The sequence below is a fragment of the Paenibacillus sp. RC73 genome, from assembly GCF_044908085.1.
Lineage (GTDB): Bacteria > Bacillota > Bacilli > Paenibacillales > Paenibacillaceae > Paenibacillus > Paenibacillus terrae_A.
This window is the reverse complement of record NZ_JBIYCV010000012.1, coordinates 98,827-111,032: the sequence shown is the minus strand read 5'-3', so window position 1 is coordinate 111,032 and position 12,206 is coordinate 98,827. Positions and strand designations below refer to the sequence as shown.

Sequence of the window (12,206 nt, the reverse complement as noted above, 5' to 3'; positions counted from 1 at the left end):
ACTCCACTTAACGGCAGATGCCGCAGAAGGGGAGCGCTGTTTGTTTTGTCTTTTTAACTTCGCATGTATTCTTGCCTTGCTGCCCGGTTTTATAATAAAAGATGCCTGCATATGGCAGACATCTGATTTTTCATTCTAAATTAGGCTTTTGGAGATACCAGGATTTTAACCTGATTTTTTTCTTTCAGCAGACCTTCAAAACCTTGCTCAATCACTTCTTCGAGCTTAATACGTTTGGTAACGAGCTTGTCAGCAGGGAAATATCCTTTTTCCATCAAGCTGATTACAGCCGGGAATACATCTCGGTAGCCGATAATGCCGGTCAGATTGCGTTCCTTCATGACAATATTGTTCGGTTTGATCGGAGCTTCTTTTTCAAAAATGCTGACGATCATGATTTGTCCGCTGATTTTAGTGGATTCAATAGCTTGAGCCAGCACAGGAGGTACTCCAGTGACTTCATAGGCTACATCTACGCCGCCGTTAGTCCGTTTGTGCAGCTCTTGCACAACATCATATGTTTTAGGATCAATCACGATAGCACCCAGCTCTTCAGCTTTAGCTTTACGTTCCTCGGAAAGCTCTACTGCATAAATCTCAGATGCTCCGGAAGCTTTCAAAGCTTCAATAACCAGCAATCCGATAGGACCAGCGCCAAATACTACGGCTTTGTCGCCGACTTTCAGCTGGCTTTGACGAACAGCGTACAAAGCAACGGCCGAAGGCTCTACCAAAGCGCCTTGCTCGAAAGACACACTTTCCGGAATTTTGTGTACCATATGCTCATCAGCTGCGACATATTCAGAAAATCCACCGCCGCCGCCTGCCAGACCGAGGAAGCCCAATTGATCGCAAAGGTTATAGCTGCCTTGTTTACATGCAGCACATTCTCCACACGCAAAAATCGGTTCTACGACAACACGGTCGCCAACCTGAATCTTGGTTACACCTTCACCGATTTCGACTACTTGTCCAGAGAATTCATGTCCCATTACGATAGGCGCTTTTTCTCCAGTCAAAGGATGAGTAGCATCTTGGGGAATGAAAATAGGTCCTGCTACATATTCATGAAGATCACTTCCGCAAATGCCGCACCATTCTACTTTGATTTTTACTTTTCCTGCCAGAGCAGCGGGCTGCTCAATGTTTTCCAAACGTAAATCTTTTACTCCATGCCATCTCAATGCTTGCATGTCTGTCATCTCCTTGACGAATATATGATCCTTAATTGCTATAAAAGCGAATGAATTAGGAAACGTTTCCGAAAAATAATATGTCACAATTTTTACACATTGTCAAACCAAATTCATACAAAAAGCACTTGATTTTTGTGTGAATATAATCACTTGTTACTACAGTGCTATATTTGGCTTATCGCTTTGAATAAAGAGATTTTATATTTTTTTTTAGTGAAGCGGCGATGAGGAGAAAACTACTTCAATTTTTAGATACTCATTCTATGGTATAATATCAATATAGAGACTTTATTTTTGAAAGTCAGAAAACGATTCCGACCGTGAAAGGATTTTGGGTGTGCCAGATCAAAAAAAAGTAACCATAGAGGATGTAGCCAAGCGAGCAGGGGTCGGTATTGCGACTGTCTCCAGGGCTATTAACGATAGTGAGGGCATCAGCCCGAGAACGAAAGCATTGATTTTGCAAGTGATTGAAGAAATGGGCTTTACGCCCAACACCTCGGCTCAGAGCCTGAAGGTGCGTCAGACATTCCAAATTGCGCTGGCTGTGCCGGATATTCGTAATGCGATTATTCCCGAGATCGCTTGGTCTGTGGAGCAGGCCGCGAAGCAGCATGGTTACCGTGTCGTGCAAATTAATACCGCCGGGAACGCGAGAATGGAGCTTGAAACGGTACGTGAGGTCAAGAAGCTGCATGTGGACGGGCTAATTATTATGCCGCTGGCGTATCCCAAAATGCTGGTCGATCTGATCAACAAAGCCAGCGTTCCGGTGTCCATTATTAACTATGGTAAAAAGCTGGGCGAAGACGTCAAAGCCGATATCGTCAGCTTGGCCCGACAAGAGGGGCGGCTTGTGATGGAGCATTTGCTTAAAATCGGGAGAACGAGAATTGCCTACGCAGGCGCTGCGAAGGATAAAATCGAGGATAGATACTTCGCTTATGAGCAGTCTCTCCAGCATGTGGACCCTTCCCTTGTTTATTTTGGCGATGATTTCTCTTTTGAGACAGGGCTGCGTGCAGCCGATTATTTTTATAGCTTGAAGCACATGCCGGATGCCATTTATGCAGTTAACGATATGGTAGCGATAGGAATCGTCAACCGATTTAAGGCTTTGGGTGTAAAGGTGCCGGAAGAAGTTGCTGTGGTCGGCATTGATAACAATTTATGGGCTACGGTAACGACGCCGCAGATCAGCTCTGTTTCCATTATGGGAGAAGAGGTGGCACGATTGGCTGCGGAGCTGCTGCTCAAGCGGATTCAGGAGCAGACACCGGGCGATTACGAGCGTGTGCAATTCGAGCCTCGTCTGATCGTCAGGGAATCGAGCGTGTCCGTGATCCGCAAGCCTATGGTTGGACGTGATTGAGCAGAGAGATTTTTATTTTTTTTCTGTAAAAGGAATGTTAGGTCATGTCACAAAGTATCATGTCCGTTTCTGTAGCTTGTACTGCACTGCTGCTGGCCGCAACGCAATTGTGCTAGCATGGGCCTTCCATGTGACTTATCCTCCATCCCTTGTGAATGGGGGATTATTTTATGGTGTAATCAGAAAGATCGTATTTACGGCAGCGGAGTGTGAAAAAAGTAGGATTAAAAAAATAAGTGGTTTACTTTCATAAACGTTTATGATATTTTTATTTCGACAAACATCGAAATTAAGACTGGAAGCAGAAGGGGGCTGAACAGGGTGAAAGATGCTACAGATATGCAGCAAGCTGTAAAAATATATAAAGCGCTTGGAGAACCGACTCGTCTCAAAATAGCATTTTTGCTGAAAGAGGAAAATGACCAGTGCTGCTCTGTTCTGGGTGAGAAGCTGAACAGTGTTGCAATTTCAACGTTATCGCATCACCTGAAGCAAATGGCAGAAACCGGACTGCTGACGTTCCGTAAAGAGGGAACCTTTATTTACTACAGCCTGGATGTTGAAGTAGCGAAGAAATATGCCCCATACCTGATGACATAATTTTTTTAGTCTTAATTTCGATATTTGTAAAAATATAAAAATATAAAAATATAATAGGAAAGAGGCGTTATATAAAATGCAGAGCACGTGGAAAGTATACATTTTGGCAATAATCAGTTTTTTGGTAGGCACGTCTGAATATATTATCTCAGGAATTCTGGATCAAATTGCAACTACAATGGGAATTACGGTGGCTGCCGCAGGTCAGTTAATTACAGTGTTCTCCCTTGCCTACGCGATTGGCACGCCGATTCTGATGGCAGTCACTGCTAAAATGGACAGACGTAAACTGCTCCTGTATTCCCTCGGATTGTTCGTAGTTGCCAATCTGCTCTCCTTTGTTTTGCCGGGTTTTGGCATGTTTATTGCCGCACGTATTCTCATGGCACTCGGGGCGGGGATGGTCGTGGTTACAGCACTGAGTATTGCAGCGAAAATTGCTCCAGCCGGGAAGCAGGCCAGCTCCATTGCTACGGTCACCATGGGTTTTACAGCCTCGCTAATTATCGGTATTCCGCTTGGCAGAATGATATCTTCGGCATATGGATGGAAAACCGTATTTGTCGGCATCGCTTTGGCAGGGATTATCGCCCTGATTGTTATCGCTATGACGATTCCCCGTATAAAAGGTGATAAACCCGTTCCCTTACTGCAACAGTTTTCTCTTCTAAAAAAGCCCGAAGTCGCTTTGGGATTAGGCATTACCTTCTTTTGGCTTGGGGGTTATTCCCTCGCGTATACCTATATCTCACCATACTTGCTGGATGTATCAGGTGTAGGAGAGGATATGCTGAGCATCGTATTACTCGCCTTCGGGATTGCCAGTCTGATCGGGTCGAAAATCGGTGGATACACTGCAGATAAAAAGGGCATTCCCTTTACGTTATTCGGAGGCATGGTGCTGCATATGATTTCGTTACTCTTACTTCCTTTTGCAGCTCACTCCCTGATCGCAGTATTCGCTTTACTGATCCTATGGTCGTTCGCAGCCTGGACATCGGGGCCGACTCAACAATATAATCTGGTCACTCTTGTACCAGAGTCTTCTGGCGTGATGCTGAGTCTTAATCAGTCTACGATGCAGCTTGCAATGGCAGCTGGAGCCGGAATTGGTGGCGTGGTTGTAGGTCAGGTTTCGCTGGCTTCTATCACCTGGTTTGGAGCAGCAGGGGTCGCTATCGCCATTGTGGCTACGTATTTGCTCTCACGGAGATCCTCAGTTCAAACGCAAGTGAGTGTTACGGAATAAGGTTTATTGGTAAGTAGAAAAGAGGGGACCCGGCCATGGAGGTGGTTTGGAGGCGATCTTAAACTTAGCAGCAATATCTCCTCTATATAAGCCGAACTGGAAAGTTACTATGGTGCCACTGCGCAGTCGGATGGTGCTTCCCATCGCAACCGCTTCGCTTGTACAGCACCATTCCGCCTACTTCGTTTTGATGTGAATTTTTCAAGTTAGGCTTATATAGTCGGACTATTACTCAAATTGAATGTTGGTAATTTTACCACCCTCGATAAATCCTTATAAACTTGATTGGATGAAGGCTGCAAACAGTTAGTGAGAAAGCTTGTTGAATCTATCAGGATTTGAACTTCTGCGCTATACGCTTCTTATTCTTTTGACGCCAAATCCATCTTTCGATAAAGTTTTTTTCTTTTCTTTCCTGAAGTGTTTCCTTCATTCCCTTGATGAGAAATTCGGATCTCCGCTTGTCATTTCTGCTAATTTCACGCAGTTCCTCAATAAATCTAGTGTCCATGTCCGCATCTCCGTTAGTTCAGGATTATACAATGTGCTAAGCTAGATTATACAGAACGTATGTTCCTTTTTCAAGTCTGTCACGTGTTTATGAAATCATAGAATGATTTTGTGAAATGGTAATCCCAGGCCCAAACCAATTCTTCCAGTGGACATAAGCTAGAATTGAAAAGGAGGGATTACAACATGATCTGCAAAGCATTTGTATCTCAAACGTATCCGCGTCTTACTGTCTTTGGTGAAGAAAATTTTCGGGGGGCCAGCAGAGTATATACGGGAAATTCAGGTATTCGTGATACGGAAACCGTTCTCGATGGCATAGAGAGCCTGCGTTTCTTTTCTACAAGTAGCGATGCTACACTGGTACTCTTTACCCGCACGCGCTTTAAAGGTAATTTTCAAGTCTTTAGAGGCAATCGCCGCTTCGCCGACCTGGATGATCTGATTCGTGGAAATGATGTAGAATCTCTTATCTCTACCAATCAACGTTTGACGTTGCAGCAAATCCGTAATATCCGCAGTACCGGGAAACTTCCATCCGGCTATCGTTTGATCTAACGACCTCCCTTTCGACTTAAGGAACATTTTACAAGACTGTTTCAGGAGCTTGCAAGTTTCGGGCTTCCAGGGCAGTCTTTTCCGCTCTGAGCCAGCATCCTTTGAGCAATTAGCATAAGATGCTTCGCAACCTCCGAAGACAGAATGCCGAAAATATTTTCAATTTGCTTAATGGATTCGGAGCAAATAAGATTCCCACAGACCATAAGCGCAAGAATGAGGACGAAACAAATACAGCCTCTTGATAAAATGAGTTACATCACATATCAGGAGGCTATATTTATGAATAAAATACAGCAATTTAAAGCACTTCATACATCAGAGGAACTTTTGTTTTTGGGGAATGCGTGGGACTTGTTATCTGCCGTGGCTTTGGAGAAGGCAGGCTTTCAGGCGATTGGCACGACGAGCTGGGGGATTGCAAATACGCTTGGATTGTCCGACGGTGAGCTTATTGATTTTGACCAGCATATAAGGATTATTCAGACGATTGCAGATCATGTCCAGATTCCGGTGTCGGCAGATATTGAGGCAGGGTATGGGGAGGACACAGCAACGATTGTCGAGCATGTTTTAAGGACAGCAGATGTGGGAGTCGCAGGGATTAATATTGAAGATTCATTAAAACAGCAAAAGGGACTTCGAGAAGTGGTTCTGCATAGTAACCTTCTGTCCAAGATTAGAGCAGCACTGGATGCTCATGGATTTAACGATTTTTTTATAAATGCAAGAACGGATACATATTTGCAAAAGGATACCCCGCTTTTGGAAACGATCGAACGAGCAAATGCGTATGTGGAGAGTGGAGTCAGCGGAATTTTTGTTCCGGGTTTGAAGGTTGACGATGAGATCAGGGAAGTGGTATATCAGGTACGTGCTCCGCTTAATATTTTATCCTTGCCGGGTCTGACGAATGTCAGTAAGCTTCAGCAATTGGGAGTGAAACGGTTTAGCTTTGGCAATGCCTTTTCGGATCATATCATGGTTGCTTTGCAAAAGAACGCCGAGCAGTTAATAGAGCTACAAGATACTTCGCATTTATATGGGGGATGATGAACTTTAGAAAGGAAAGGACAGGATATTCGCTCATGGCTGAAATCAATCTTTCTTTTGAAGAAATGTGGGAGAAAATTATGGCGTGTGATCGTAAATATGACGGGTTGTTTTTTACCGCGGTGAAAACAACCCGAATATACTGCCGACCTTCCTGTCGATCCAAAAAGCCGAAAAAAGTAAATGTTGAGTTTTATGATGACATCGACACTGTGGAAAAGGCGGGGTTTCGTGCCTGTAAAAGATGTCAGCCTCATATTGATCATTCACCGTATATCAGGCTTGTCCAGACTGTGGTTACCTTTCTGGTCAATCACTATAAGGAAAGATTGGTATTGCAGAATATTGCGGATTATGCTGGAGCAAGTCCCTTTTATCTGGATCGAATCTTTAAACAGGAAACCTCAGAAACCCCGCGTACCTATCTGGAAAAAATAAGAGTGGATAAAGCAGCATATCTGCTTAAAAGCACGGATTGTACCAATCTTGAGATTTGCTATGAGACGGGCTTTCAAAGTCCTTCGAATTTTTATAAGGCATTTCGCTGTTTGAAGCAGTGTTCCCCTAGTGAATACAGGAAGCTGAACAGGTGAATAGATGCTGTAGATCTATACACACAGGAGGTTGTTATCCTTTTATGAGCAGGCTATATTTATTGAATTATGCATCCCCGATTGGAGAGATAGAAATATGGGGCACAGATGAGGCCGTCCATTCTATCATGTTCTCTGATCGGGATACATCAACTACCACGATGCTGGACGAGACTTCACACCCCGTTTTAGAGGCGTGCGCTAGTCAGCTTGACGAGTATTTTAAAGGTACGCGCTATGAGTTTACGTTTCCTTATGCTTTTGAGGGCACAGATTTTCAGAAAAATGTATGGGATGCTTTGGTGAAAGTAGGCTACGGTGAAACAGCGGCCTATAAAGACATTGCCTTTTCGATTGGAAATGAAAAAGCCATTAGAGCTGTAGGCAGCGCCAATGGGAAAAACAAGCTGAGTATCGTGATTCCATGCCACCGAATTATTGGTTCCAACCAGAAATTAACGGGTTATGCGGGGGGCTTATGGAGAAAGGAATGGCTACTCAGGCATGAGAATCAATTCAAGGAGCTAAATATGAATATGGAACAACAGTGAAAAAAGTAAGGTTCCATATCCATAATTGTCATCAGATGGAATGAACTTCATCTAACCCTATGCTATGATTTACCAAAAAGAAAGATTCAAAAAGGGGAAATAAGGATGAAGTTCAGAAGGACTATATTTTTATTTATGTTTTCAACGATGCTCATGGGTTTGTTTGCTGTAGGAACAGAAAGAGCACATGCAGACAATTCTATGGTACTAAGAGATGGAAACAAGCTTATACTTATTCTTGATGATGGTAACGGGATCAACAAAGAGTTTAAATTTAATATGGACTATAGTATTAAGCAAGGTACTCCAATTCGTTTGTACAGCAATCTTACTGAAATTTTCCCCGGAGATTTTTCGGTTGATTATGCTAATTCTACGATAACAATTTCGGATACTCACGCAGCACCTTATCCAGGATCAAAGAATTATATTGAGTTTCCGATTGAACCAGACATGGAATGGTCTGCTGGAAAAATGTGGGGTGTAGCTCTTCCTAATGGAGATGGTCTGAGTCGTACTTTTAAAATAAAGACCCTCAACGTGATTAAAGAGGGCACCAAGACCCATTTAATTATTGACAATACGCACATTTCTCCCTCTAATTTCACAGTTGATTACGTGAACAAAACACTAACGATTGAAAATAAAGCACCAGCACCTCCTTTTGGGGCGAAAATTGAATTTTACTACAATAAATTGGAAACCATCGACACAGAGCCATCCGATAAATTCTCAATAATATCATTTTTCCGTGATCCAAGAATCATTCAGCTTGAAGCGGAATCCAAAATGGCTCCAACGGTCAGTGAACCAGTGGCTGCTCCATCTGTTGATGAGACGAAAGTAACGCAGCCCGTTATCGAGTCTAAAGAGGATCAAGCTGTAGATGAATCGCCCGAGATTCCTTTGTCTATACCGTCTGGAGAACACTTTCCGGGTACGTTTACGATCAATTCTTCGGGTACTTCGTTTACGATTCGTTTGAAGATGAAAAATATTCAGCCCACGTACACTTCCTACGTTATGGTGAAAAATTCGGAAGAACAATTGGTTAAACGCATCCAGTTCGATCCGGCAACAACGTTTAGCTACCCTTTGAGTAACCTGAACTTGTCTACGGGCGGGTACTACTTTTATATTAAAATGATGGATCAGTCGGGCAATTCGGCAGCGTCTGTGCCCCAGTTTATTCCCGTAAATAATAATAAAGCTCAGGTTTTGGTGTTTATTGATGGGAAGCTGCAACAATATGAGCAGCCTGCGACTTCGATTAGCGGAAGCATGCTGGTGCCGTTTCGTGCTGTTTTTGAGGCGCTTGGAGCGAAGGTGAAATGGGATGGTGCTACGAAGACCGTTACCGCGACCAAAGGGAATACAACGATTAAGTTAACCGTAGGCTCCAGAGATGCCTATATCAATGGTAAGTTAGTGCGTCTCAATGCGGCGCCGAGATTAATTAACGGCAAAGTGATGGTTCCTATTCGATTTGTAAGTGAGGCTCTGGGAGCCAAGGTGAAATGGAATATTGCCGCTCAGAGTGTTGTGATCTTTCTTGCCCCGCAACAGATTTTAACAACAAATGAAAGTGAACAATTAATGGATGAAGACGAGGGCAACACTGAGCCACAATCGAAGCCTACCATACTGAACAATATATCCAGTACCATCACCAAATCTTCTAATATCGTTTTCGTTATTGATGTTACGAGTAGTATGACAGGAACGCTGGATTATGTAAGACAGAAGGTTAAGGGCTTTGTTGATTCGGTTCCATCAGGCTCCCAATTTGCCGTCGTTGCGTTTCGGGACATTAATTTAACAGCAGATAAAGATTTGGAGTATTTTGATTTTACAGCGGATAAGAGCAAGCTAAAAGGGAATTTGAATACGTTACGTCCTTCTGCTGGCGGGGATCTGAAAGAATCCGGGCTGGAGGCCATCCAGCTGGCTGTAAGTAAATTTTCCAAAAGCTCTAATTCCAAAACCATCATATTCATTACAGATGCACCCGTACATGATAAAAATACAGCGCTGGGTAAAGCCCGTTTTTCAGTGGACGAAATAAACGAGCAATTACAGAAAAATGGCGTTACTTTTAATGCGATAGTTCCTGCAAGCGGACTGGCCAATAAACAAATGAAAAAGCTCGTAGATAGCAATCAAGGAGCCTTGTATGATATTAAGGATGCCAAGCTAAATCTGGCGAAGTAAATAGTACAGTTGAAAGGCGCTTCCGAAATGGGAGCGTCTTTTTCCATGCTGCGAAAAGCGGTCCTTTTTTTATTATGCAGAAGATGTGTTATCAAATATTGTTGACAGTTATCAAAATATCATTGTAGTATTTATAAACACATAAGATTACTCGGAATTTGATTGGGCTGCAACATTCTAGCTCAACAAAAAACAGATGATATCAGGGGGGAGAAATCGAAATGAAGAAAAAATGGGTTCCATTTATACTGCTGGTGGGAGCAGTCGCACTTTTTATCTCTGGCTGTGGCAGTAAGAATACGACGGGAAATGCTGCGAGTGAAGAAAAGAAGACACTGCATATCAGTTTTAATCCAGGTCCTTATAGTGATCAGTTCAAGAATGGAGTGGCTCCGTATTTGGAGAAGAAGGGCTACAAGATTACATATAAAGAATTTACAGACGGCGTTCAGCCCAATGTAGCTGTGGCTAATGGAGATATTGATGCTAATGTGTTCCAACATTCGCTCTATCTGGATTCTATGAATAAGCGGGAGAATATTGATCTGATTGGAGCTGTGCAGGTTCCGACTCCGCCAATGGGATTGTACTCCAGCAAGCATACCAGCCTTGACGAAGTCAGCAACGGTGCTCAAATCAACCTGCCGAACGAGCCAGTCAATATGTTGCGTGCGCTGAATATTTTAAAGGAAGTGGGCTGGATTACGTTAAAGGATAATATTGATCCACTGCAAACCTCGGTGAACGACATTATCTCTAATCCGCATCATTTGCAATTTGTGGCGACCGACCCTGCACAGGGACCGCGCGCACTGGAGGATGTTGATTTTGCCGCTATTCAGGGGAACTTTGCCGTTTCGAATGGAATGAAGCTGACCTCGGCATTGCAGCTTGAAAAAATGACAGACCCGTTCACGAACGTGGTCGCTGTGGATAGCAAGAACAAGGACAAGCCATTCGTCAAAGACATCATTGAGGGGTATCATTCGGATGAATTCCAAAAGTACATCAAATCGAATCCGGTTTATGAAGGCTATAAGCTGCCAAGCTATTTCAAATAATATGAGTTTATTGTCTTCTGCGAGCTGGCACTGTCAGCCTGTATCTTATGGATAAAAGGTGGAGATGAACGTGATTTTTTCATCCTCTGATCTCGTCAAGGCACTGCCTGACAACTATTTTAGCGCAATTGACGACAAAGTGAATCTGTATAAAAGCAGAGGAATAGATGTAATCAATTTGGCAGCCGGCAACCCGGATCAGCAGACACCGGCGCATATCATCAGCGCTTTGAAGGAAGCAGTTGATCAGCCGATCAATCAGGGCTACCCGCCTTTTCACGGAAAAAAAAGCACACTGGAAGCAGTCGCCGCGTTCTATAAACGGGAGTATCAGGTGGAGCTTGATCCCGATCGGGAGGTTGCCGTATTCAACGGCTCCGCCATAGGCGTAATGGGGATTCCGCAGGCATTGCTAAATCCCGGTGACTGGTTGCTGACCACCGACCCGGCATACCCGCAATATGTTTCCGCTGCTGCGCTGGCAAGAGCCCGTATCCATACGATTCCGCTCCATGAGAAGGATGGATTTTTGCCTGATTATACCACGGTGCCGGAAGAAATCGCCCAACAGGTCAAATTGCTCATGATTAATTATCCGAACAATCCGACTGGCGCCGTGGCTACTACGGATTTTCTGACGAAGACGTTGGACTATGCCGCTGAGTACTGTTTTCCGGTTATGAACGATTTTGCTTACGGTGCCCTTGGGTTTGAGGGGCATAAGCCGCTCAGTCTATTGCAAATCCCCGGCGGCAAGGAATATGGTGTCGAGACGTATACGGCTTCCAAAACGTACAACATGGCGGGCTGGCGTTTCGGCTTTGCTGTTGGAAACGCATCTGTCATCGGTGCGCTCAAGCATTATCATACGCATGCCTACAGCACTGTTTTTGGAGCGGTACAGGATGCGGGAGCGTCGGCATTGCTGGGCTCGCAGGAGCCGGTGCGGGAGCTGGCTGCATTATATGAACGGCGACGTGATGTTCTCATTGCGGCGTTGCGTGGTATTGGCTGGGATGTAGCCGCACCCAAAGGAACTTTTTTCGCCTGGTTCAAGGTGTCTGAGGGCTATACCTCCGCTTCTTTTGCGGACTTTTTATTAGACGAGGCCCATGTTGCAGTGGCTCCCGGCGAAGGCTTTGGTCTTGCCGGAGCATCCTATGTGCGGGTGAGTCTGGTGAACAGTGAAGAACGGCTACTGGAGGCGGTGCAGAGAATAGCCGCAACGGGCATTTTTAAAAAATAAACTAAA

The 12,206-nt window shown here is 44.2% G+C and carries 12 protein-coding genes; 10 read left to right on the top strand and 2 right to left on the bottom strand.

Annotation, left to right across the window (positions count from 1 at the left end; all coding sequences use genetic code 11):
• Positions 1-140 precede the first annotated feature (140 nt).
• Positions 141-1,193, bottom strand: coding sequence for a 2,3-butanediol dehydrogenase (locus ABH897_RS23370; protein WP_283652749.1), 1,053 nt, complete (start codon positions 1,191-1,193; stop codon positions 141-143).
• 340 nt (positions 1,194-1,533) lie between these two features.
• On the opposite strand from ABH897_RS23370, the gene ABH897_RS23365 reads away from it, so the two are divergent.
• The 3 genes from ABH897_RS23365 to ABH897_RS23355 all read left to right on the top strand — a co-directional run bounded on the left by ABH897_RS23365 (position 1,534) and on the right by ABH897_RS23355 (position 4,417).
• Positions 1,534-2,568, top strand: a complete 1,035-nt coding sequence (locus ABH897_RS23365) for a LacI family DNA-binding transcriptional regulator (protein ID WP_283652748.1) — start codon at positions 1,534-1,536, stop codon at positions 2,566-2,568.
• Between the two features lie 321 nt (positions 2,569-2,889).
• Positions 2,890-3,168: an ArsR/SmtB family transcription factor gene (locus tag ABH897_RS23360; protein ID WP_404592795.1), complete on the top strand. Its 279-nt coding sequence runs from the start codon at positions 2,890-2,892 to the stop codon at positions 3,166-3,168.
• Between the two features lie 76 nt (positions 3,169-3,244).
• On the top strand, positions 3,245-4,417 hold the full coding sequence (locus ABH897_RS23355; RefSeq protein ID WP_404592794.1) for an MFS transporter: 1,173 nt from the start codon (positions 3,245-3,247) through the stop codon (positions 4,415-4,417).
• A 331-nt stretch (positions 4,418-4,748) separates the two neighbouring features.
• Here the strand turns inward: ABH897_RS23355 and ABH897_RS23350 are convergent, their stop codons facing one another.
• Positions 4,749-4,928, bottom strand: a complete 180-nt coding sequence (locus tag ABH897_RS23350; protein ID WP_283652745.1) for a hypothetical protein — start codon at positions 4,926-4,928, stop codon at positions 4,749-4,751.
• 185 nt (positions 4,929-5,113) lie between these two features.
• On the opposite strand from ABH897_RS23350, the gene ABH897_RS23345 reads away from it, so the two are divergent.
• From ABH897_RS23345 to ABH897_RS23315, 7 genes are all read left to right on the top strand, one after another.
• The gene (locus ABH897_RS23345) at positions 5,114-5,485 is read left to right on the top strand and encodes a hypothetical protein (protein WP_283652744.1); all 372 of its coding nucleotides are present in this window, start codon (positions 5,114-5,116) and stop codon (positions 5,483-5,485) included.
• Between the two features lie 282 nt (positions 5,486-5,767).
• A complete protein-coding gene (locus tag ABH897_RS23340) occupies positions 5,768-6,538 on the top strand; it encodes an isocitrate lyase/PEP mutase family protein (protein ID WP_404592793.1) in 771 nt (256 codons plus the stop codon).
• A gap of 35 nt (positions 6,539-6,573) precedes the next feature.
• Entirely contained in the window at positions 6,574-7,131 is a 558-nt protein-coding gene (locus ABH897_RS23335) for a bifunctional transcriptional activator/DNA repair enzyme AdaA (protein ID WP_283652742.1), read from the top strand.
• 44 nt (positions 7,132-7,175) lie between these two features.
• Positions 7,176-7,682 (top strand): methylated-DNA--[protein]-cysteine S-methyltransferase, encoded by a 507-nt coding sequence (locus tag ABH897_RS23330; protein ID WP_283652741.1) that lies wholly within the window; start codon positions 7,176-7,178, stop codon positions 7,680-7,682.
• Positions 7,683-7,817: 135 nt separating this feature from the next.
• Positions 7,818-9,893 carry a stalk domain-containing protein gene (locus ABH897_RS23325; protein ID WP_404529707.1) on the top strand — a complete coding sequence of 692 codons (2,076 nt, stop codon included), beginning with the start codon at positions 7,818-7,820 and terminating at the stop codon, positions 9,891-9,893.
• A gap of 221 nt (positions 9,894-10,114) precedes the next feature.
• A complete protein-coding gene (locus ABH897_RS23320) occupies positions 10,115-10,954 on the top strand; it encodes a MetQ/NlpA family ABC transporter substrate-binding protein (RefSeq protein WP_283652739.1) in 840 nt (279 codons plus the stop codon).
• Between the two features lie 70 nt (positions 10,955-11,024).
• On the top strand, positions 11,025-12,200 hold the full coding sequence (locus tag ABH897_RS23315; RefSeq protein ID WP_404592792.1) for an aminotransferase class I/II-fold pyridoxal phosphate-dependent enzyme: 1,176 nt from the start codon (positions 11,025-11,027) through the stop codon (positions 12,198-12,200).
• The last annotated feature ends 6 nt before the right edge of the window (positions 12,201-12,206 follow it).

Coding starts and splice junctions, on each gene's coding strand:
- ABH897_RS23325 (WP_404529707.1), top strand. CDS start 7,818: ATGTTTTCAACGATGCTCATGGGTTTGTTTGCTGTAGGAACAGAAAGA.
- ABH897_RS23330 (WP_283652741.1), top strand. CDS start 7,176: ATGAGCAGGCTATATTTATTGAATTATGCATCCCCGATTGGAGAGATA.
- ABH897_RS23370 (WP_283652749.1), bottom strand. CDS start 1,193: ATGCAAGCATTGAGATGGCATGGAGTAAAAGATTTACGTTTGGAAAAC.
- ABH897_RS23355 (WP_404592794.1), top strand. CDS start 3,245: ATGCAGAGCACGTGGAAAGTATACATTTTGGCAATAATCAGTTTTTTG.
- ABH897_RS23340 (WP_404592793.1), top strand. CDS start 5,768: ATGAATAAAATACAGCAATTTAAAGCACTTCATACATCAGAGGAACTT.
- ABH897_RS23320 (WP_283652739.1), top strand. CDS start 10,115: ATGAAGAAAAAATGGGTTCCATTTATACTGCTGGTGGGAGCAGTCGCA.
- ABH897_RS23350 (WP_283652745.1), bottom strand. CDS start 4,928: ATGGACACTAGATTTATTGAGGAACTGCGTGAAATTAGCAGAAATGAC.
- ABH897_RS23335 (WP_283652742.1), top strand. CDS start 6,574: ATGGCTGAAATCAATCTTTCTTTTGAAGAAATGTGGGAGAAAATTATG.
- ABH897_RS23345 (WP_283652744.1), top strand. CDS start 5,114: ATGATCTGCAAAGCATTTGTATCTCAAACGTATCCGCGTCTTACTGTC.